17 protein-coding genes are annotated in these 21,768 nt (G+C 71.9%); 4 read left to right on the top strand and 13 right to left on the bottom strand.

Going from position 1 to position 21,768, the window contains the following annotated elements:
* Positions 1-147: 147 nt before the first annotated feature.
* A complete protein-coding gene (locus ACIA6T_RS18800) occupies positions 148-978 on the bottom strand; it encodes a creatininase family protein (protein WP_399447589.1) in 831 nt (276 codons plus the stop codon).
* A 41-nt stretch (positions 979-1,019) separates the two neighbouring features.
* Between ACIA6T_RS18800 and ribA the strand changes: the two genes are divergently transcribed.
* Positions 1,020-1,679: a GTP cyclohydrolase II gene (gene ribA / locus ACIA6T_RS18795; RefSeq protein WP_399447588.1), complete on the top strand. Its 660-nt coding sequence runs from the start codon at positions 1,020-1,022 to the stop codon at positions 1,677-1,679.
* A gap of 13 nt (positions 1,680-1,692) precedes the next feature.
* Here ribA and ACIA6T_RS18790 read toward each other — a convergent pair whose 3' ends face one another.
* On the bottom strand, positions 1,693-2,922 hold the full coding sequence (locus ACIA6T_RS18790; protein ID WP_399447587.1) for a serine hydrolase domain-containing protein: 1,230 nt from the start codon (positions 2,920-2,922) through the stop codon (positions 1,693-1,695).
* A 57-nt stretch (positions 2,923-2,979) separates the two neighbouring features.
* Here ACIA6T_RS18790 and ACIA6T_RS18785 point away from each other — a divergent pair, with 57 nt between their 5' ends.
* The gene (locus tag ACIA6T_RS18785) at positions 2,980-3,426 is read left to right on the top strand and encodes a PPOX class F420-dependent oxidoreductase (RefSeq protein ID WP_399447586.1); all 447 of its coding nucleotides are present in this window, start codon (positions 2,980-2,982) and stop codon (positions 3,424-3,426) included.
* A 33-nt stretch (positions 3,427-3,459) separates the two neighbouring features.
* Here ACIA6T_RS18785 and ACIA6T_RS18780 read toward each other — a convergent pair whose 3' ends face one another.
* From ACIA6T_RS18780 to ACIA6T_RS18770, 3 genes are all read right to left on the bottom strand, one after another.
* Entirely contained in the window at positions 3,460-5,853 is a 2,394-nt protein-coding gene (locus ACIA6T_RS18780; RefSeq protein ID WP_399447585.1) for an ATP-binding cassette domain-containing protein, read from the bottom strand.
* A 134-nt stretch (positions 5,854-5,987) separates the two neighbouring features.
* Positions 5,988-7,346 carry an MFS transporter gene (locus ACIA6T_RS18775; protein WP_399447584.1) on the bottom strand — a complete coding sequence of 453 codons (1,359 nt, stop codon included), beginning with the start codon at positions 7,344-7,346 and terminating at the stop codon, positions 5,988-5,990.
* Positions 7,347-7,524: 178 nt separating this feature from the next.
* Entirely contained in the window at positions 7,525-8,190 is a 666-nt protein-coding gene (locus ACIA6T_RS18770) for a TetR/AcrR family transcriptional regulator (protein WP_399447583.1), read from the bottom strand.
* A 145-nt stretch (positions 8,191-8,335) separates the two neighbouring features.
* Between ACIA6T_RS18770 and ACIA6T_RS18765 the strand changes: the two genes are divergently transcribed.
* Entirely contained in the window at positions 8,336-9,223 is an 888-nt protein-coding gene (locus tag ACIA6T_RS18765; RefSeq protein ID WP_399447582.1) for a shikimate dehydrogenase, read from the top strand.
* Between the two features lie 34 nt (positions 9,224-9,257).
* Positions 9,258-11,054, top strand: a complete 1,797-nt coding sequence (locus ACIA6T_RS18760; protein ID WP_399447581.1) for a bifunctional sugar phosphate isomerase/epimerase/4-hydroxyphenylpyruvate dioxygenase family protein — start codon at positions 9,258-9,260, stop codon at positions 11,052-11,054.
* 346 nt (positions 11,055-11,400) lie between these two features.
* Here the strand turns inward: ACIA6T_RS18760 and ACIA6T_RS18755 are convergent, their stop codons facing one another.
* The 8 genes from ACIA6T_RS18755 to ACIA6T_RS18720 form a co-directional block, all read right to left on the bottom strand.
* A complete protein-coding gene (locus ACIA6T_RS18755) occupies positions 11,401-11,985 on the bottom strand; it encodes a histidine phosphatase family protein (RefSeq protein WP_399447580.1) in 585 nt (194 codons plus the stop codon).
* Positions 11,986-11,990: 5 nt separating this feature from the next.
* Entirely contained in the window at positions 11,991-12,875 is an 885-nt protein-coding gene (gene gnd, locus ACIA6T_RS18750) for a phosphogluconate dehydrogenase (NAD(+)-dependent, decarboxylating) (RefSeq protein ID WP_399447579.1), read from the bottom strand.
* Between the two features lie 6 nt (positions 12,876-12,881).
* A complete protein-coding gene (pgi, locus tag ACIA6T_RS18745) occupies positions 12,882-14,528 on the bottom strand; it encodes a glucose-6-phosphate isomerase (protein ID WP_399447578.1) in 1,647 nt (548 codons plus the stop codon).
* The gene (opcA, locus tag ACIA6T_RS18740) at positions 14,521-15,456 is read right to left on the bottom strand and encodes a glucose-6-phosphate dehydrogenase assembly protein OpcA (protein ID WP_399447577.1); all 936 of its coding nucleotides are present in this window, start codon (positions 15,454-15,456) and stop codon (positions 14,521-14,523) included. The genes pgi and opcA overlap by 8 nt, the downstream gene beginning before the upstream one ends.
* Positions 15,453-17,075 (bottom strand): glucose-6-phosphate dehydrogenase, encoded by a 1,623-nt coding sequence (gene zwf, locus ACIA6T_RS18735; RefSeq protein ID WP_399447576.1) that lies wholly within the window; start codon positions 17,073-17,075, stop codon positions 15,453-15,455. Before zwf ends, opcA begins: the two co-directional genes overlap by 4 nt.
* Positions 17,072-17,260: a hypothetical protein gene (locus ACIA6T_RS18730; protein WP_399447575.1), complete on the bottom strand. Its 189-nt coding sequence runs from the start codon at positions 17,258-17,260 to the stop codon at positions 17,072-17,074. Before ACIA6T_RS18730 ends, zwf begins: the two co-directional genes overlap by 4 nt.
* Before the next feature lie 359 nt (positions 17,261-17,619).
* On the bottom strand, positions 17,620-19,032 hold the full coding sequence (locus ACIA6T_RS18725) for a glycoside hydrolase family 16 protein (RefSeq protein ID WP_399447574.1): 1,413 nt from the start codon (positions 19,030-19,032) through the stop codon (positions 17,620-17,622).
* A 508-nt stretch (positions 19,033-19,540) separates the two neighbouring features.
* Positions 19,541-21,649, bottom strand: coding sequence for an MMPL family transporter (locus ACIA6T_RS18720; protein ID WP_399447573.1), 2,109 nt, complete (start codon positions 21,647-21,649; stop codon positions 19,541-19,543).
* Between the last annotated feature and the right edge of the window lie 119 nt (positions 21,650-21,768).

Here is a 21,768-nt window from a genome sequence, read left to right as displayed (position 1 = left end):
CAGCCTGCCGGGTGTGGTGGTGCTGGTCGGTCGGTGGTACGCGGGGGTGCGGAGCGGTGGGCGTGGTGTTTTCGCCCCCGCCGCCCCTTCCCTTCCCGTTCCCGGGGGCGTTGCCCCCGGACCCCCTGTCGGCCTTCGGCCTCGTCCTCAAACGCCGGACGGGCTGGATGTGCCGGGCGGGCTGGATGGGCCGGGCGGGCTGGAAAGGGCGCCGTCCGTCGACGTCAGCAACGAGAAGCACGTCGCGAACGAATCCGCCAGACTTGCCAGGATTTCCTTGCCCTTTTCCGCCGAGCCCAGAGAAGGACGGCCGATGACGCCCGAATCGGTGTAGGCGGACATGCCCGTGGTGAGGAGGTGGCGGCGGTCGTCCGCTGTGTGGTCGGAGGTCTCATAACCGGGGCGGAGCGATTCGGGATGTGTGTGGAGAAGAATGGAGGTCTCGATTTCGCCCGCGTGCATGTCGGTGAGGAGGGATGTGGCGACGCCGGCTCGTACACGTGCCGTCTCCCAGTCCTCCGGGGCCGGGAACAGCGCCATTCGCTCGCCGCGGGCGGAGGATTCCTGGACGACGTTGCCCAGTACGTAGTTTCCGCCGTGTCCGTTGACCAGCACCAGGGTGTCCACGCCCGACCTGCGGAGCGAGTCGGCGATGTCCCGTATCACCGCGTGGAGCGTGACGGAGGAGAGGGAGACGGTCCCCGGCCAGGCCGCGTGCTCGTGGGAGCAGGAGATCGTCACCGGAGGGAGGAGGTGCACCGGAAAGGCGTCGGTGATCTCCCGCGCGATCGCGCAGGCGACCAGCGTGTCGGTCGCCAACGGCAGGAACGGACCGTGCTGCTCGAAACTCCCGACCGGAAGTACCGCGATCTGCCGTGAGACGCCGGCTCCCCGCGTCCGTACATCCTCAGTAGTATCCGCCGGCAACAGACCGTGCACCGGGCCGTATGCCGCCGACCGCTTTTGTGAACCACCCATATCCTCACGGCCTTTCGTCTCTGCTTAGGAACTCGGGAATCATGACAGAAAAAGTAGGCGTACTCGGCAAGAAGCCCCAGCGGCGGACCGGCGTGGAACGCGTCGTGAACGCGCCGCTGCCCACCGTGTACGGCAAGTTCCAGGCGGTCGGTTACCTGGACCACGACCGCGGTGACGAGCAGGTCGCCCTGGTGCACGGCGACATCGGCACGGACGAAGTCCTCGTCCGGCTGCACTCGGAGTGCCTGACCGGGGACGCCTTCGGCTCCCAGCACTGCGAGTGCGGCGACCAGCTGGCGTCGGCGCTGCGCGCGGTCGTCGCCGAAGGGGCGGGCGTGGTCGTCTACTTGAGGGGACACGAGGGCCGCGGCATCGGGCTCCTCGGCAAGCTGCGGGCGATGGCCCTGCAGGCGGAGGGACTGGACACCGTCGAGGCGAACCTGGCGCTCGGGTTCCCCGTGGACGCCCGCGACTACGGTGTCGCCGCCGGGATCCTCCAGGACCTGGGCGTGCGCTCGGTGCGGCTGATGTCCAACAACCCGCGCAAGCGCGAGGCGCTGGTCCGGCACGGCGTCCAGGTCGCCGAGCAGGTGCCGCTGTTGATACCGCCGTGCGAGAACAACATCACCTATCTGCGCACCAAGCGGGAGCGGCTCGACCACCACCTGCCCCATCTGGACGCCGTTGCGCACCTGTCCTGACCCGGCCCCACGGTCAGTGCGTCACCGCCTCGTGCACCAGCCGTCTGAGGTCCCGGAAGACGGTGTGGGAGGACCTGGGCCGCACCTGCGTGTAGAACTGCACGGTCAGGTCGCGGCCCGGATCGACCCAGAACGTGGTCGTGGCCACGCCGCTCCAGCCGTAGCTGCCGGGAGCGGACGGGGCCTGCGTGCGGGACGGGTCGATGACGACGGAGACGCCGAGGCCGAAGCCGACGCCCGCGTTGCCGGGGACGTCGTGTGCGGGGCGGCTGCCGAAGGCGCGCAGGTCGGCGCCGCCGGGGAGGTGGTTGCGGGTCATCAGGTCCACGGTCGCCGGGGAGAGCAGGCGCGTACCGTCGAGTTCGCCGCGCCGGCGCAGCAGTTCCATGAAACGGTGGAAGTCGTGGGCGGAGGCCACCATGCCGCCGCTGCCGGACAGGAACCGGGGCCGGCCCCGCAGCGGCAGTCCGGGGACGGGCTCGATGCCGCCGTCGTCGGACTCCCCGTACATCTCCGCGAGCCGCCCCGCCTGCTCGTCGGTGACCTCGAATCCGGCGTCCGTCATACCGAGCGGCCGGAAGATCCGCTCGGCGAGGAACACGTCGAGCGGCCGGCCCGACACCACCTCGACGATCCGCCCCAGCACGTTCGAGGCGACCGAGTAGTTCCACTGCGTACCCGGATCGAACTGCAGCGGCAGACGCGCGTACACCTCGGTCGTCCCCGCGAGATCCGCGCCCGGCGCCACCGACGACTCCAGTCCGGCCGCGCGGTACAGCGCGTCGACGGGGTGGGAGTGGTAGAAGGCGAACGTCAGACCGGCGGTGTGCGTCATCAGATGCCGTACGAGGAGAGGGCCGGCGGGAGGGCGGGTCCGCACCCCGTCACCCGATCCGCTCTCGTACACGCGCGGCTCCGCGAACGCCGGAAGACGGCGGCCGACCGGGTCGTCCAGCGACAGGCGGCCCTCCTCCACCAGCATCAGCGCGGCGACGGCCGTCACCGGCTTGGTCATGGAGTAGATCCGCCACAGCGTGTCGCTCTCCACCGGCAGGCCCGCCGCGACGTCCCGCGCCCCGTACGCCGTGAGGTGCGCGACGCGCCCGCCCCGGGCGACGGACACCAGGAACCCGGGCAGCCTCCCCTCGTCGACCAGACGGGCGAAATGCCGGTCCAGGCGCTCCAGCGCCCCCGCGTCCAGCCCGGCCTCGGCGGGATCGGCCTCCTGCCGCAGCACTGTCATCGCTCTCCTCGCTCCCCTCGGAGGAACACCGGCCCGGTGCGGGCCGTTGAACGAGTCATGACCCAGGACGCCGAACAGAACGCACTGCTCGCCCTGCTCTCCGAGCGGCACGGGGGAGTGCTCGTCACCCTGAAACGGGACGGACGGCCCCAGCTGTCGAACGTCATGCACGCTTACTACCCCGACGAGCGGGTCATCCGCGTCTCGCTCACCGACGACCGGGCCAAGACCCGCAACCTGCGGCGCGACCCCCGCGCCTCCTACCACGTCACCAGCGACGACCGGTGGGCCTACACGGTCGCCGAGGGCACCGCCGACCTGTCACCCGTCGCCGGGAACCTGTACGACGGGACGGTGGAGGAACTGATCCGGCTGTACCGCGACATCAACGGCGAGCACGCCGACTGGGACGACTACCGCGCCGCGATGGTCCGCGACCGGCGCCTGGTGCTGCGACTGCGCGTGGAACGGGCGTACGGCATCCCGCGCCGCGCCGGGGCGTGACCGAGGAACACCCCGGCGCGTACCGCGCGTGCCTCAGGCGCCGACGTACGCCGCGAGGTGCTCGCCCGTGAGGCCGGCGCGGGCGGCGACCAGGTCGGCGGGGGTGCCCTCGAAGACGATCCGGCCGCCGTCGTGACCGGCCCCGGGGCCGAGGTCGACGATCCAGTCGGCGTGCGCCATGACCGCCTGGTGGTGCTCGATGACGATGACCGACTTCCCGGAGTCCACGAGCCGGTCGAGCAGGCCGAGCAGCTGCTCCACGTCGGCGAGGTGCAGACCGGTGGTCGGCTCGTCGAGGACGTACACACCGCCCTTGTCGGCCATGTGGACGGCCAGCTTCAGCCGCTGCCGCTCGCCGCCGGACAGCGTGGTGAGCGGCTGGCCGAGGGTGAGGTAGCCGAGGCCGACGTCCGCCATCCGCTCGACGATCCGGTGCGCGGCCGGAATCCGTGACGCGCCCTCGCGGAAGAACTCCTCGGCCTCGGTCACCGACATCGCGAGCACCTCGCTGATGTCCCGGCCGCCGAAGCGGTACTCCAGCACCGACGCGTCGAACCGCTTGCCCCCGCAGTCCTCGCAGGCCGTGGCGACACTCTGCATGATCGCCAGATCGGTGTAGATGACGCCGGCGCCGTTGCAGGTGGGGCAGGCGCCCTCGGAGTTGGCGCTGAACAGCGCCGGCTTGACGCCGTTGGCCTTGGCGAACGCCTTGCGGATCGGGTCGAGCAGCCCCGTGTACGTCGCCGGGTTGCTGCGGCGCGAGCCGCGGATCGGGGTCTGGTCCACCGAGACCACGCCCTCGGGGGCCGGTACGGAGCCGTGGAGGAGGGAGCTCTTGCCGGAGCCGGCGACACCGGTGACGACGCAGAGCACGCCGAGCGGTATGTCGACGTCGACGTCCTGGAGGTTGTTGGCGTTCGCGCCGCGGATCTCCAGCGCGCCGGTGGCCTCGCGGACCGTCTCCTTCAGCCTGGCCCGGTCGTCGAGGTGGCGGCCGGTGACGGTGTCGCTCGCGCGCAGGGCGTCGACGGTGCCCTCGAAGCAGACGGTGCCGCCCGCCGTGCCGGCGCCGGGGCCGAGGTCCACGACGTGGTCGGCGATGGCGATCGTCTCCGGCTTGTGCTCCACCACCAGGACCGTGTTGCCCTTGTCCCGCAGCCGCAGCAGCAGGTTGTTCATCCGCTGGATGTCGTGCGGGTGCAGGCCGATGGACGGCTCGTCGAAGACGTACGTCACGTCGGTGAGCGAGGAGCCGAGGTGGCGGATCATCTTGGTGCGCTGCGCCTCACCGCCGGAGAGCGTGCCCGAGGCCCGGTCGAGGGAGAGGTAGCCGAGGCCGATCTCCACGAACGAGTCGAGGGTGTGCTGGAGCTTGGTGAGCAGCGGCGTCACCGACGGTTCCGTCAGCCCGCGGACCCATTCGGCCAGGTCGCGGATCTCCATGGCGCAGGCGTCGGCGATGTTGACCTCGCCGATCCTCGAGGAGCGGGCCAGTTCGCTGAGCCGGGTGCCGTCGCAGTCGGGGCACTCGGCGAAGGTGACCGCCCGGTCCACGAAGGCCCGGATGTGCGGCTGCATCGACTCGCGGTCCTTGGACAGGAACGACTTCTGGAGCTTCGGGATCAGCCCCTCGTAGGTGAGGTTGACCCCGTTGATCTTCACCTTGGTCGGCTCGCGGTGGAGGAAGTCGTGCCGCTCCTTCTTGGTGTACTCGCGGATCGGCTTGTCCTTGTCGAAGAAGCCCGACTCGGTGATGACCCGCACGACCCAGCCGTCCCCGGTGTAGGTGGGGATGGTGAAGGGGTCCTCGGAGAGCGACTTGGAGTCGTCGAACAGTTGTGTGAGGTCGATGTCGGAGACCGTGCCCCGGCCCTCGCAGTGGGTGCACATGCCGCCGGTACGGCTGAAGCTGACCTTCTCGGTCCTGGTCTTCTCGGAACCGCGGTCGACGGTGAAGCCACCGGTCGCCGAGACCGAGGCGACGTTGAAGGAGTACGCGGCGGGCGGGCCGATGTGCGGCGTGCCGAGCCGGCTGAAGAGGATGCGCAGCATCGCGTTGGCGTCGGTGGCGGTGCCGACGGTGGAGCGGGGATCGGAGCCCATCCGCTGCTGGTCGACGGTGATGGCGGTGGTCAGGCCGTCGAGTACGTCGACCTCGGGGCGGGCCAGGTTCGGCATGAAGCCCTGGAGGAAGGCGCTGTACGTCTCGTTGATCAGCCGCTGCGACTCGGCGGCGATGGTGTCGAACACCAGGGAGCTCTTGCCCGAGCCGGAGACACCGGTGAACACCGTCAGCCGGCGCTTGGGTATCTCGATGCTGACGTCCTTGAGGTTGTTCTCACGCGCCCCGTGCACGCGGATCAGATCGTGGCTGTCGGCGGCGTGCGGCTCGGCCGGCTGCTGCTCTGTCCTCGTGGTCATGCTCATCGTTCCCCTCCGTCGGGCGGGGACCGCGTGCGCGGCCCCCGCCGGCGTCCCCATCGCGGCAAGGCTAGGCTAGGTGGCCCGTGTCCACCTGCGCTTCTTGTTTCCTGACCGGTCGGGAACGTCTTCGACGTGGGTCAGGCCGTCACCTTCTCCGGCCGCTCCGCGCTCTGCTCGACGGCACGTTCGCCGAGCTGCCCGGTGGGGACGCGATGGGTCTCGCGGGCCGTGATCGCCGCGATGACCGGGGGCACGCACAGAGCGGCCGTGAAGAGGGCCACCGCCATCCAGCCGTCGCCGTCCGGACCCGCGATCCGCGCGGCGAACGTGACCGCGAACCCGGCCACCGCGAAGCCGATCTGCGTGCCGATCGCCACGCCCGACAGCCGGACCCTGGTCGGGAACATCTCGCCGTAGAAGGACGGCCACACACCGTTCGCGGCGCTGTAGACCACGCCGAACGCGATGATCCCGAGGAGCAGGGTGAGCGCGTAGTCGCCCGTGGAGATCGCCCACAGGTAGAGGAACATCGTCACCGCGCTGCCGACGGCCCCGATCAGATAGACGGGACGGCGGCCCACGCGGTCGGAGAGCGCGGCCCACAGCGGGATCGCGGCCAGCGCGACGACATTGGCCAGCGCGCCCACCCACAGCATCGACGAGCGGGACATGCCGACCGTGTCACTGGTGGCGTACGCCAGCGCCCACACCGTGAAGATGGTGCTGACCGAGGCGATCAGCGCGCCCGCGACCACCCGCAGGACGTCCGCCCAGTGCTCGCGCAGCAGCACCACCAGCGGCAGCTTCACCACCCCCTCGCCGGCGGTCTGCTGCTCGAACGCCGGTGTCTCGTCCAGCCTGCGGCGGATGACCCACCCGACGACGGCGACCGCGACGCTCAGCCAGAACGGCACCCGCCAGCCCCAGGACAGCAGCTGCTCCTCGGGCAGCGCGGCGATCGGGATGAAGACCAGGGTGGCCAGCAGCTGGCCGCCCTGGGTGCCGCTGAGGGTGAAGCTGGTGAAGAAGCCCCGCCGGTCCGGCGGCGCGTGTTCCAGGGTCATCGAGTTGGCGCTGGCCTGTTCGCCGGCCGCCGAGATGCCCTGCAGCACCCGGCACAGCACCAGCAGGACCGGGGCGAGGGTGCCGACCTGGGCGCGGGTGGGCAGACAGCCGATGAGGAAGGTCGACAGGCCCATCAGCATCAGCGTGAAGACCATGATCTTCTTGCGGCCGAGGCGGTCCCCGATGTGCCCGAGGAAGAGCGCGCCGATCGGCCGGGCCGCGTACGCGACACCGAACGTGGCCAGCGACAGCAGGGTCGCGGTGGCCGGGTCGGAGTCGTCGAAGAAGACCTCCGGGAAGATCAGCGCGGCCGCGCTGCCGTAGATGAAGAAGTCGTAGTACTCCAGGGCGCTGCCGATCCAGGCGGCGGCGGCCGCCTTCTTCGGCTGCCCGGGCGGGGAGGCGTCGCGGGGTGGTGCGGGGACGGTCACGGCGTGCTCCTTCGGGGGGACTCCACGACGGTACGCGGAGGACGAGCGGAGGGGAGTTGCCGATGTGCTAATTAACCCACTGGGTAGTTAGTAGCGGCTGGGTAGGGATGCTGCGCCCGGCCGCCCGCACTGTCAAGGGGTCGCGTCGTACGGAGTTCGGTCAGGTCCGGGGCGGGGCTCAGTCCGCCGTGCGTTCCGCCGTCAGATAGGCGATCACCATGTCGCCCAGCATCGCCCGGTAGTGCTCGCGCCGGTCCGGGTCCACCAGGTCGCGGCCGAACAGCGCGCCGAAGGTGTGCCGGTTGGACACCCGGAAGAAGCAGAAGGAACTGATCATCGCGTGCAGGTCCACGGCGTCGACGTCGGCCGTGAACAGTCCCGACTCCCGCCCGGCCGCCAGGATCCGGCGGATCACGTCCAGCGCGGGCGAGCCCATCCGTCCCAGTTCCTCGGAGGCCGCGATGTGCTCCGCGTCGTGGATGTTCTCGATGCTCACCAGGCGGATGAAGTCCGGGTGCCGCTCGTGGTGGTCGAAGGTCAGCTCCGCCAGCCGCCGGATGGCCGCCACCGGGTCCAGGTGGTCCACGTCCAGCTGCTGCTCGGCCTCGCGGATCACGCCGTACGCCCGCTCCAGCACGGCCGTGAACAGCTGTTCCTTGCCGCCGAAGTAGTAGTAGATCATCCGCTTGGTGGTGCGGGTGCGGGCGGCGATCTCGTCGACGCGGGCCCCGTCGTAGCCGGCCCGGGCGAACTCCCGCGTCGCCACGTCGAGGATCTCGGCCCTGGTGCGGGCGGCGTCACGGATGCGCTCGCCGGGCCGTGCCGGTTCTTCGACGCTGGTCATCGGGTTCCTTCGGGCCGAGGGTGCAGTGCCGGTGATTCTAGAAGCAGCGCCCCGCCCGGCCCGACGGGTCTTCCCGCGGGCCCGTGACGGCTGATATAGCTAACGTACTGGTTCGTACATTAGTGAGCCGCCTCTGGAGGTCCCGGTGCTCAAGGACTCTTATCTCGTCGGGCTGATCGGTTCCGGCATCGGCCCCTCGCTCAGCCCCGCGCTGCACGAGCGGGAGGCCGACCGGCAGGGCCTGCGCTACCTGTACCGGCTCCTCGACCTCGACACGACCGGTGTCCCGCCCGAGGCGGTGGGCGAACTGCTGCGCGCCGCCCGGCTGCTCGGTTTCGACGGGCTCAACATCACCCACCCGTGCAAGCGGCTCGTCGTCGAGCACCTGGACGCCCTCGACCCGCGGGCCGAGGCGCTCGGCGCGGTCAACACCGTCGTGTTCGAGGGCGGACGCGCCGTCGGCCACAACACGGACGTCACCGGCTTCGCCGCCGCCTTCGCCCGCGGTCTGCCCGACGTCCCGCTGGAACGGGTCGTGCAGCTCGGCGCGGGCGGCGCCGGCGCGGCCGTCGCGCACGCCGCGCTCACCCTCGGCGCCGAACGGGTCACCGTCGTGGACGCGCTGCCCGGGCGGGCGGCCGAGCTGGCCGCCGCGCTGAACCGGAGCTTCGGGCCGGGCCGCGCCGCCGCCGCGCCCCCGGACCGGCTGCCTGAGCTGCTCGGCGCCGCCGACGGCCGCGGCGGCCTGGTGCACGCCACCCCCACCGGCATGGCCGCCCACCCCGGCCTGCCCCTGCCGGCCGGACTGCTGCACCCCGGACTGTGGGTCGCCGAGGTCGTCTACCGCCCGCTGGAGACCGAGCTGCTGCGCACCGCCCGCGCGGCCGGCTGCGCCACCCTCGACGGCGGCGGCATGGCCGCCTTCCAGGCCGCCGACGCGTTCCGCCTGTTCACCGGCCGGGAACCCGACAGCGCGCGGATGCTCGCGGACCTCACCGAGCTGACCGACGGCGCCGTCGGGGCGTCGAAGTAGACCGAGAAGCCCCACAGAAGCAAGAGGTACCGACGTGCGTACGTCCATCGCCACCGTCTCCCTCAGCGGCTCCCTCACCGAGAAGCTCACGGCCGCCGCCCGGGCCGGCTTCGACGGCGTGGAGATCTTCGAGAACGACCTGCTCACCGCGGTGCTCACCCCCGAGGAGATCCGCGCCCGCTGCGCCGACCTCGGCCTGGGCATCGACCTCTACCAGCCGCTGCGGGACATCGAGGCCGTGCCCGCGGAGCTCTTCGCCCGCAATCTGCGCCGCGCCCGGCACAAGTTCGAACTGATGCGCAGGCTGGGCGCCGACACCGTCCTCGTCTGCTCCAGCGTCGACCCGTCCGCCGTCGACGACGACGCCCTAGCCGCACGTCAGCTGAGCGAACTGGCCGACCTCGCCGATGACTTCGGCATCCGGGTGGCGTACGAGGCGCTGGCCTGGGGGCGGCACGTCAGTACGTACGACCATGCCTGGCGCATCGTCGAGGCGGCAGGGCATCCCGCGCTCGGGACCTGTCTGGACAGCTTCCACATCCTCTCGCGCGGCAGTGACCCCGAGGGCATCGAGGACATCCCCGGCGAGAAGATCTTCTTCCTCCAGCTCGCCGACGCCCCGCTGCCCGCGATGGACGTGCTGCAGTGGAGCCGCCATCACCGCTGCTTCCCCGGCCAGGGCGGCTTCGACGTCGCCGGGCTGGTCCGTCACGTGCTGCGCACCGGCTACGCCGGGCCGCTCTCCCTGGAGGTCTTCAACGACGTCGTCCGGCAGGCCGAGGCCGGACCGACCGCCGTGGACGCCCGCCGCTCCCTGCTGACGCTCCAGGAGGAGGTGGGCGCGGCCGAACCCCCGGCCCCCGTCGTCCCCACCGGGTTCGCCTTCGCCGAACTCGTCACGCCCGACGCGGACCCCCTCGCGGGGCTGCTCGACGCGCTGGGCTTCGCCCGCACCGCCCGGCACCGCAGCAAGCCCGTCGACCTGTGGCAGCAGGGCGAGGCCCGGATCCTCGTCAACACCGGGGCGGCCGTACGCCGTGACGGCACCCGGCTCGCGGCCGTCGGCCTCGAGTCACCCGACGCCGCCGGTGCCGCCCGCCGCGCGGAGGCCCTGCTGGCGCCCGTACTGCCGCGCCGCCGCGCCCCCGAGGACGCCCCGCTCGACGCGGTGGCCGCGCCCGACGGCACGGAACTGTTCTTCTGCGGCACCCGGCCGCCCTCCGGCGGCGGCTGGCGGTCCGACTTCGCGGACGTGGAGCACGCCCCCGCCGCCACGGCCGTACGGCACATCGACCATCTCGCCCTCACCCAGCCCTGGCACCACTTCGACGAGGCGGCCCTCTTCCACCGCAGCGTGCTCGGGCTGCGCGCCGACGAGAGCGTGGACCTCGCCGACCCCTACGGCCTGCAGCGCAGCCGCGCGGTCGGCAACGCCGACGGCAGTGTCCGCATCGCCCTCGGTGTCGGTGCCGCTCCCACGGACGACACCGCGCACGCCCAGCACATCGCGCTCGCCACCGACGACGTGGTCGCCGCGGCCCGCCGTTTCCGCGACGCGGGCGGCCGGCTGCTGCCGATTCCGGCGAACTACTACGACGACCTCGCCGCCCGGCACGAGTTCGCCGACGGCGAGCTGGAGACCTACCGCGACCTGGGCATCCTCTACGACGCCGACGAGCACGGCACCCTGCGCCACTGTTACACCCTCACCGTCGGACGCGTCTTCTTCGAACTCGTCCAGCGCGACGGCGCCCACCGCGGCTACGGCGCCCGCAACGCCCCGGTCCGCCTGGCCGCCCAGCACGCGGCACGGACACGCACGGGCGGCTGAGCGCCCGGGCCCTCGCCGGGCCGTGGACGATCGCGGCAGAGGCGGGCCGCGGCGCCGAGGGCCGCCGGCCGGCCTCCTCCCGAGGCGCACTGGCGCGCAGGAGCGACGGGCCGTCACCCGCCGGCGGCCGGATCGGGCCGCCCCGGCCACCGGCCTCGTGCCGCCAGGTCGTACGGGGGCCGTCGGGCGCACCGCCGCCCGCGACGCGGGCACGGCCGCACCGCCGCCCGCGTCGCGGGCACGGCCGCACCGCCGCCCGCGTCGCGGGCACGGCCGCACCGCCGCCCGCGTCGCGGGCACGGCCGCACCCGCCGACGGCCCGGTGGCCGGGGCCGGCCCCCGCACGTCACGGCCGGGTGTTCCACTCCGCGATCACCGGGCTGCCGTGCTCCAGCGACAGACGGCTCAGGGTGCCCGTCTCCAGGCGGAACAGGCGGCCGGCGGACGGTGGCAGGCCCAGGCGGCGGGCCGTCAGGACGCGGAGCAGGTGGCCGTGCGCCACCAGCATCACGTCCCCCTCCTCCAGCGCCCCGGCCACCCGGGACAGCACCCGGTCCGCGCGCCCGCCGACCTGCTCCGGGGACTCGCCGGGGAACTCCCGGCCGGGCGGCACCCCGTCGGTCCACAGGTCCCAGCCGGGCCGGGTGCGGCGGATGTCCGCGGTGGTGATCCCCTCGTAGCCGCCGTAGTCCCACTCCCGCAGGTCCGGCTCCTCCACCGCCCCGGTCAGGCCCGCCAGTTCGGCGGTGTGCCGGGCGCGGACCAGCGGACTGGTGAGGACCAGCCCGAAGGTCCGCCCCGCCGGCAGCGGCGCGAGGGACCTGGCCTGGGCCTCACCGGCCGAGGTCAGCGGGAGATCGGTCCGGCCGGTGTGCCGGCCCGCCCTGCTCCACTCCGTCTCGCCGTGCCGCGCCAGCAGCAGGTCCCCCACGGTCGTTACGCCTTCTCCGCCGACTCGACGGTGTGGCCGCCGAACTGCTTGCGCAGCGCCGCGATCATCTTCATCTGCGGCGAGTCCTCCTGACGCGAGGTGAACCGCGAGAACAGCGACGCGGTGATCGCGGGCAGCGGCACGGCGTTGTCGATGGCCGCCTCCACGGTCCAGCGGCCCTCGCCCGAGTCCTCGGCGTATCCGCGCAGCCGCTCCAGGTGCTGGTCCTCGTCGAGGGCGTCGACCGCGAGGTCGAGCAGCCAGGAGCGGATGACGGTGCCCTCCTGCCAGGAGCGGAACACCTCCCGGACGTTGTCCACCGAGTCGACCTTCTCCAGGAGTTCCCAGCCCTCGGCGTAGGCCTGCATCATGGCGTACTCGATGCCGTTGTGGACCATCTTCGCGAAGTGCCCGGCGCCCACCCTGCCCGCGTGGACATAGCCGTACGGTCCCTCCGGCTTGAGCGCGTCGAAGATCGGCTTCAGCTGCTCCACCTGCTCCTCGTCGCCGCCGACCATCAGGGCGTAACCGTTCTGCAGGCCCCACACCCCGCCCGAGACACCCGCGTCGACGAAGCCGATGCCCCGGGCGCCCAGCTCCTTGGCGTGCTTCTCGTCGTCCGTCCAGCGGGAGTTGCCGCCGTCGACGACCGTGTCGCCGGGCTTGAGCAGGCTCCCGAGCTGGTCGACGACGTGCTGGGTGGCGGCGCCGGCCGGCACCATCACCCACACCGCGCGCGGCCTCTCGAGCCGGTCGACGAGGTCGGACAGGTGGTCGACGTCGGAGAGTTCGGGGTTGGTGTCGTACCCGACGACGGTGTGGCCGGCGCTGCGGAGGCGCTCGCGCATGTTGCCGCCCATCTTGCCGAGCCCAACAAGACCGATCTGCATGTCAGCTCACTTCCTGCGTTCGCGGTAGGCGGCCACCAGCGCGGCCGTGGACGGATCGAGGCCGGGGACGTCGGCGCCCTCGGTGAGGGCGGGCTCGACGCGCTTGGCGAGGACCTTGCCGAGTTCGACGCCCCACTGGTCGAAGGAGTCGATGTCCCAGACGGCGCCCTGGACGAACACCTTGTGCTCGTACAGCGCGATGAGCTGGCCGAGCACCGAGGGGGTCAGTTCGGTGGCCAGGATCGTGGTGGTGGGGTGGTTGCCCCGGAAGGTGCGGTGCGGCACCTGTTCCTCGGGCACGCCCTCCGCCCGTACCTCCTCGGCGGTCTTGCCGAACGCGAGGGCCTGGCCCTGCGCGAACAGGTTGGCCATCAACAGGTCGTGCTGCGCCTTGAGTTCGTCGCCCAGCTCGGCGACCGGGCGGGTGAAGCCGATCAGGTCGGCCGGGATGAGCTTCGTCCCCTGGTGGATCAACTGGTAGTAGGCGTGCTGCCCGTTGGTGCCGGGCGTGCCCCACACCACCGGCCCCGTCTGCCAGGCGACGGGACGGCCCCGGCGGTCCACCGACTTGCCGTTGGACTCCATGTCGAGCTGCTGGAGGTAGGCGGTGAACTTCGACAGGTAGTGCGAGTACGGCAGCACGGCGTGCGACTGGGCGTCGAGGAAGTTGTTGTACCAGACGCCCAACAGGCCCATCAGCAGCGGGGCGTTGGCCTCGGCGGGGGCGTTGACGAAGTGCTCGTCGACGATCCGGAACCCGTCGAGCATCTCCCGGAAGCGGTCCGGGCCGATGGCGATCATCAGCGACAGGCCGATCGCGGAGTCGTAGGAGTAGCGTCCGCCGACCCAGTCCCAGAACTCGAACATGTTCGCCGTGTCGATGCCGAAGTCCGTGACCTTCTCGGCGTTGGTCGACAGAGCGACGAAATGCCGGGCCACCGCCTTCTCGTCACCTCCCAGACCCTTGAGCAGCCAGGTCCGTGCCGAGGTGGCGTTGGTGATCGTCTCGATCGTGGTGAAGGTCTTGGAGGCGACGATGAACAGCGTCTCCGCCGGGTCCAGGTCGCGGGTCGCCTCGTGCAGGTCGGCGCCGTCCACGTTGGACACGAACCGGAAGGTCAGCGAGCGGTCGGTGTACGCGCGCAGCGCCTCGTACGCCATCGCCGGGCCGAGGTCGGAGCCGCCGATGCCGATGTTGACGACGGTGCGGATGCGCTTGCCGGTGTGGCCCGTCCACTCGCCGGAGCGGACGCGGCCGGCGAAGTCGGCCATCCGGTCGAGCACGGCGTGCACGGCCGGGACGACGTTCTCCCCGTCGACCTCGACCACCGCGTCCCGCGGGGCGCGCAGCGCGGTGTGCAGCACGGCCCGGTCCTCGGTGACGTTGATCCGCTCACCGCGGAACATGGCGTCGCGCTGCCCGAACACATCGGTGGCCTCGGCCAGTTCACGCAGCAGGGCGAGCGTCTCGTCGTTGACCAGGTGCTTGGAGTAGTCGATGCGCAGGTCACCCACGCGTACGACGTACCGCTCGGCGCGGGACGGGTCGGCGTCGAACAGCTCGCGCAGGTCCGGCTGCGGCAGCGCGTCCGCGCGGTGGTCGCCCAGGGCGGCCCACTCGGGGCGCCGGGTCGGCTCGGGGGCGTCAGACATGGGCGGGGACCTCCTCGGTGGCCTCGCCGCGCAGGGCGACGGCGTACATCTCGTCCGCGTCGAGGCGCCTGAGCTCCTCGGCGATGAGTTCGGAGGTGGGGCGGACCTTCAGTGCCAGCCGGCGCGCGGGCTGCCCCGGCAGGGTCAGCGTGGCCAGCGGGCCCTCGGGGCGGTCGATGACGACCTCGCCGTCCGCGGTGCCGAGGCGGACCGCCGTGACGACGGGCCCCGCGGTCACCACCCGGTCGACGGTCACCCGCAACCGCGCCTCCAGCCAGCGCGCCAGCAGCTCGGCGGCCGGGTTGTCGGCCTCGGCCTCCACGGTCGCCGAGGTCACCGTCGCCCGCGCCTGGTCCAGCGCCGCCGCCAGCATGGAGCGCCACAGCGTCAGCCTGGTCCAGGCGAGGTCGGTGTCGCCGGGCGCGTAGGTGCGCCGCCGGGCCTCCAGCACCTCCATGGGGTTCTCGGCCGTGTACAGGTCGGTGATCCTGCGCTGGCCCAGCGCGCCCAGCGGGTCCTTCGCCGGGTTCTCGGGCGCGTCCGTCGGCCACCACACCACCACCGGCGCGTCCGGCAGCAGCAGCGGCAGCACCACCGAGTCGGCGTGGTCGGACACCTCGCCGTACGTCCGCAGCACCACCGTCTCACCGGTCCCGGCCTCCGAGCCGACCCGGACCTCGGCGTCCAGCCGGGGGTGGGTGCGCTCGCGGGGGTTGCGGGTGTGCCGCTTGATCACGACCAGGGTGCGCGAGGGGTGCTCGTGCGAGGCCTCCTCGGCCGCCCTGATCGCGTCGTAGGCGTTCTCCTCGTCCGTGACGATCACCATCGTCAGGACCATGCCCACGGCCGGGGTGCCGATGGCGCGGCGGCCCTGCACCAGCGCCTTGTTGACCTTGCTTGCCGTGGTGTCGGTCAGGTCGATCTTCATGGCCTGCGCCAGCTCCGTCCGTCTCGTGCGAGCATCTCGTCGGCTTCCGCGGGTCCCCAGCTGCCCGAGGTGTACCGCGCCGGCCGGCCGTGCGACGCCCAGTACTCCTCGATCGGATCGAGGATCCTCCAGGACTCCTCCACTTCCTGGTGACGGGGGAACAGGTTGGCGTCCCCCAGCAGGACGTCCAGGATGAGCCGCTCGTACGCCTCCGGGCTGGACTCGGTGAACGACTCGCCGTACGCGAAGTCCATGGTCACGTCCCGCAGCTCCATCGAGGTCCCCGGCACCTTGGAGCCGAACCGGACCGTCATGCCCTCGTCCGGCTGGACCCGGATGACGACCGCGTTCTGCCCGAGCTCCTCGGTGGCGGTGGAGTCGAAGGGGGAGTGCGGCGCCCGCTGGAAGACCACCGCGATCTCGGTGACCCGGCGGCCCAGCCGCTTGCCGGTGCGCAGGTAGAAGGGGACGCCCGCCCAGCGGCGGTTGTCCACGCCGAGCTTGATCGCGGCGTAGGTGTCGGTCTTCGAGGAGGGGTCGATGCCCTCCTCCTCCAGATAGCCGCGCACCTTCGCACCGCCCTGCCAGGCACCCTCGTACTGTCCGCGCACCGTGTGCCGGCCCAGGTCGTCCGGGACCTTCACGGCCCGGAACACCTTCAGCTTCTCGGTCAGCAGCGAGGCGGCGTCGAAGGAGGCCGGCTCCTCCATCGCGGTGAGCGCCATGAGCTGCAGGAGGTGGTTCTGGATGACGTCACGGGCGGCGCCGATGCCGTCGTAGTAGCCCGCGCGCCCGCCGATGCCGATGTCCTCCGCCATGGTGATCTGCACGTGGTCCACGAAGGACCGGTTCCAGATCGGTTCGAACATCTGGTTGGCGAAGCGCAGCGCCAGGATGTTCTGGACGGTCTCCTTGCCGAGGTAGTGGTCGATCCGGAAGACCTGCTCCGGGTCGAACACCTCGTGCACGATCGCGTTGAGCTCCTCGGCGGACTTCAGGTCGTGTCCGAACGGCTTCTCGATCACCGCGCGCCGCCAGGACCCCTCGGGGGCGTCGGTCAGCCCGTGCTTCTTCAGCTGCTGGACGACCTTCGGGAAGAACCTCGGCGGTACGGAGAGGTAGAAGGCGTAGTTGCCGTTGGTGCCCCGATGGGCGTCCAGCTCGTCCACGGCCTTGCGCAGCTGGTCGAACGCGTGGTCGTCGTCGAAGTCGCCCGGGACGAACCGCATGCCCTCGGCGAGCTGCTGCCAGACCTCCTCGCGGAACGGGGTGCGCGCGTGCTCCTTGACGGCGTCGTGCACGACCTGGGCGAAGTCCTGGTCCTCCCAGTCCCGGCGGGCGAACCCGAGCAGCGAGAAGCCCGGCGGCAGCAGGCCCCGGTTGGCGAGGTCGTACACGGCCGGCATCAGCTTCCTGCGGGACAGGTCGCCGGTCACCCCGAAGATGACCAGACCGGAGGGGCCCGCCACCCGGGGCAGCCGCCGGTCCCGCGGGTCGCGCAGCGGGTTGGCCCAGTCGGCCGGGGGCGCGGGGAGGGCCGCGAGGGCCTCCCCCCGTTCCTCCTGTTCTTCTTGTTCCTCTGGGGCGTCCGTGGTCGGTTCGGTCGTCTCGTCGGTCATTCCGCGTCAGCTCCCTTGCTGTCGAGCGACTCCGTCGCCGAGTCGAGCAGCTCCTGCCGGGAGTCCTCGGACTTCGCGACACCCTCGTTGTCCAGGGTGTCCTCGTCCGCCGGGTCCTTCACCTCGGCGGACGCCCGGCGCTCACCGGAGAAGAGCCTCACGGCTGTTTCACTCACAGTGCTCATCTTCTTCCTCGCGGTCACGACAACCGTGCGCGGCGGTCGGTGATTCCCCGGCGGTCACGTTGCCGGGGCGACGCCGTACGAGGCGGGTGGCGCGCCGCATCACTTCAAGAAGTCCTCGGTTCAAACAGCATCGGTGCCGTCATGTGTTCAAGTTTAAAAGTATGATTTTTTGGTGACGGACCGCCTCCCGGCCGGCGGGGTGCCCTCGGTGCTGGCGGCCCCCCGTTCCTCGCGCGGCGCCGGGTACCGCGGAACCGCCATGACCATGCAGTCTCTGGCCGGGGCATGCGAAAGAGGGCCCACGCGCGTGTGGGCCCTCTTTCGTTCCCGGCCGGGGAGGGCCGGTGTGGGGGGTGGGATCAGTGGCCGAAGGTGAACCAGTTGACGTTCACGAAGTCCGACGGCTGGCCGCTGGTGAAGGTCAGGTAGACGTCGTGGGTGCCCGTCACGTCGCTGATGTTCGCCGGGATCGTCCGCCAGGACTGCCAGCCGCCCGTGTTGCCCACGGCGAAGCTGCCGATGGGCGCGTTGCTCCGGCTGTCCAGCCGCACCTCGACCAGGCCGCTGACGCCGGCGCCGGCACCGCTCGCCACCCGCGCGGAGAACTGCCGGGCCGGGTTCGAACCGAAGGTGACACCCTTGAACTGCAGCCAGTCACCGCCTGCCAGCGCGCCCACGTTCTGGCCGCCGCCGGAGTCCGAGGTGTTCTCCGTCATCACGCCGCCCTGGCCGTCGTAGGACTCGGCCTGGATGGTGCCGTAGGCGTCGCGGTTGCCGGGCGTGCCGGGGTCACCCGGGTCGTCTCCGCCGCCGGAGGTCAGCACCTGCACGTAGTCGACGAGCATCGAGTGCCCGGGCTGGGTGCCCGCGTCCGGGCCGCCGCCGAAGGCGTCGGGGAAGCCGCCGCCCATCGCCACGTTCAGGATGACGAAGTAGCCGTGGTTCGTCGCGTTCGTCCAGGTCGTCGCGTCGACCTGGTTCTCCCGTACGGTGTGGAAGTTGTTGCCGTCGAGGTAGAAGCGGATCTCCTCGACGCTCGTCGAGCGGTCCCACTCCATCCGGTACGTGTGGAAGCCGGCCTGACAGGTCGTGCCCTGGCAGGTGGTCGAACCGCCGATGCCGCTGGTCTCGTTGCACGGGCCGCCCGGCGAGGTGCCGCAGTGCATCGTGGCGAACACGGTGTTGTTGCCCTGTGTGTTCTCCATGATGTCCAGCTCGCCGACGGCGGGCCAGTTCCAGTAGTTGCCCCGGTAGGGGGAGCCCAGCATCCAGAACGCGGGCCAGTAGCCCTTGGCGGCGGCGCCGGTGACGTTCGGCACCTGGATGCGGCCCTCGACACGGAGCTTGCCGCCGGCCGGGGGCTGGAAGTCGGTGCGCCTGGTCTCGATGCGGCCGGAGGTCCAGTTGCCGGAGGCGTCGCGGCGCGGGGTGATGCGCAGGTTGCCGTTGCCGTCGAGGGAGACGTTGTCCGCGTTGGACGTCATCGTCTCGATCTCGCCGGTGCCCCAGTTGGCGGGGCCGCCCGGGTAGCCCTTGCCGGTCGCGTACTGCCAGTCGGAGGTGTTGACACCGCTGCCCGCGGAACCGTTGAAGTCGTCGGCGAAGACCTGGGTCCAGCCCGACGGCGGAGGCGGCACGGACGCGCTCGCGGACGGACTGGCCGCGGTGGCGGCGCCCGCCGCGAGGGCGAGCGCGCTGACGACGGCGAGGACCGCCCGCCGCAGCGGGCGGGGTCTGCGGAGCGTGCGGGGGATGCCGGAGGTGTCACTCATGTGGGGATGCCCTCTCGGGTTCGGACGCCTGTGGCGTGAGAGCGCTCTCAAAGTGACGCCAATGTGCTCTGCGCCTCGGGCGCCGTCAAGAGGTGTAACCGATAAAGTCCTTACCGGCGGAGGGAGTTCACGTTCCGAATTGACGCGAATCCGGGCAAGAGGATGTGTGAGCGTCGGATGGGTGCGACGCCGGCGAGTGCCTGGGCGTCGCGCCCATCGCTCCGTTCGACCATGCGGGAGCGGGAGGTGGGGGGCCGGGTCGGTTGTGTGGCGGCTGCGGGTGCGTCGTGGCTGATCGCGCCCACGCGGCGAAGCCGCATGTCGACACAGCCCCGCGCCCCTATAGGGGCGCGGGGAACTGCGCGTGGGGGTCTGGGGGCGAAGCCCCCAGGGACGATGGGGGCACCTCCCGCTCGAGCGGAGCCGAGAGTGGGGGAGGGAAGGGGCGGAGGGGGCGAACTCCCGGCGCTCCGTCGGGTGAGTGGTGCCGGCCGGTGTGGGCGGACGCTCACACCCCCGCCGGCACCCGCGGCCGAGCCGCCTCCGCAGGCTCCTCGTGGAGTCCGAAGCGCTCGTGGAGCCGCCGCAACGGTGCCGGAGCCCACCAGGCGCGGCGCCCGAGGAGGGACATGGTGGCCGGCACCAGGAGCATGCGCACGACGGTCGCGTCGATGAGGACGGCCAGGGTGAGCCCCAGACCGATCTGCAGGATGGGCGAGAAGCCGCCCGTCATGAACGCGGCGAAGACGACCGCCAGCAGCAGCGCCGCACAGGTGACCACCCTGCCCGAGCGGCGCAGCCCGTCCACCACGGCCCCCGCGTCGTCACCGGTGCGCTCCCGGGCCTCCCGCATCCGGGCCAGGATGAACAGCTCGTAGTCCATGGCCAGTCCGAACGCGATCGCCACGATCAGCGGCGGCGCGGTGAGACTCAGCGAGCCCAGCCCCTCGGCGCCCAGCGGCCCGGCCAGATGACCGTCCTGGAAGACCCACACCACCGCACCGAGCGCGGCGCCCAGGCTGAGCAGCGTCGTCGCGATGGTGCGCAGCGGCAGCAGCACGGAACCGGTGAACGCGAACAGCAGCACGAAGATGCCGGCCAGGACGGTCACGGCCGCCCACGGTGCCCGTTCGGCGAGCATCTCGCGGAAGTCGACCAGCCGGGCCGCGGGCCCGGTGACCTCGACCGGTTCGTCGCCGCGTACCTCCCGCACCCGCTCGACCAGCCCGGTCGCCTCCTCGCCGTCGGCCGCGCCGGGCGGCCGGATCTCCAGCACCGTGGCACCGCCCGGCAGTTCACGGGCCGCGGTGGCCGGGGACAGCGCGCGGATCCCGTCGACGGTCGCGCCGTCGGCGCCGGGCCGGACGACGACGGTGACCGGCGTGACCCCGGTCCCCGGCGGGAAGTGGCCGCCCACGGTGTCGTGCAGTTGCCGGGCCTCGGTGTCCGTGGGGAGCTGCCGCGCGTCCCCGAGGGCGATCTCCACCCCGGCCGCCGGCACCGCCAGGACCAGCAGCACCGGGACGGCCACGGCCAGTACGGCGATCCGGCGCCGGGCCGCGAAGCGGGCGATCCGGGCGAAGAGCCGGCCCTCCTCGCCCTCCGGCCGGTCCTTCGCCGGGGGGATCCGCCCGCCGAACCGGGCCAGCAGCGCGGGCAGCAGGGTGAGCGCGGCCAGCATGTCGATGACGACCACGGCGGCGACCGCGAGGCCCATGCTGCGCAGGAACACGCTCGGGAAGACCAGCAGCCCGGTCAGGCTGACGGCCACCGTGAGCCCGGAGAACAGCACCGTCCGCCCGGCCGCCGCGACCGTGCGGTGCACCGCCTCCACGACGTCCTCGGTGTGCCGGCGTTCCTCCCGGAACCGCACCAGCATCAGCAGGGCGTAGTCCACGGCGAGCCCGAGCCCCAGCATCGTCGTCACCTGGATCGCGTACACGGAGATGTCCGTGACCTCGCTGAAGAGGAACAGCGCCAGGAAGGCCCCCGCGATCCCGCTGACCGCGACGACCAGCGGCAGCAGCGCGGAGCGCAGTCCGCCGAACACCACGAGCAGCAGCACCAGTACCACCGGCAGGGAGATCAACTCCGCGTTCTTCACGTCCTCCTGGGCCCGCTCGGCGATCTGCTGCCCCAGCAGCGGGCCCCCGCTCACCTGGACGTCGGGGGCGTCGATCTCCCTGATCCGCTCGGCCGCCGCGTCGAGCGTGCGCTCCTCGGCGTCGTCGTCCAGACCGCCCTCGAGCGTGACGGGGATGATCAACGCCCGCCCGTCCTCGGCGGTCAGACCGCGCGTGGTGTACGGGTCGGGTACGGCGGCGACCCCGGCGACCGTCCGCACGTCGGCCACGGCCCGCTCGACCTCGGCACGCAGCTCCGGGTCCGAGACGGCGGTGCCGGCCACCACGCCGGTGATCGACTCGCCCGCCGGGTCCGCCCGGTCCAGGTACCGGGCGGCCGACTCCGACTCGGTTCCGGGCACTTCGGACACGTTGTCGGAGAGCCGCGCGAACACGCCCGTCCCCAGCCCGAATCCCAGCAGCAGAAAGAGCCCCCACAGGAGCATCACGGTCAAGGGGCGGCGGGTGGCCGCCCGGGCGAGTGCGGAAAGCACGTTCCCTCCCGGGGAGTTGGTTCTCCGTCGCCTCCCAGACTCGTGCCGCGGGGCGGTGCGCCGGATCGCCCGGGGGAGCGGTTTGCGGCCCTCGCCCGTACGGGGGAGACGGCCCCCTC

Source organism: Streptomyces sp. NPDC051740 (assembly GCF_044453165.1).
Taxonomy (GTDB): Bacteria; Actinomycetota; Actinomycetes; order Streptomycetales; family Streptomycetaceae; genus Streptomyces; species Streptomyces atrovirens.
Note: the sequence above shows the minus strand (reverse complement) of the source record. Positions and strands in the feature narration are given on the sequence as shown.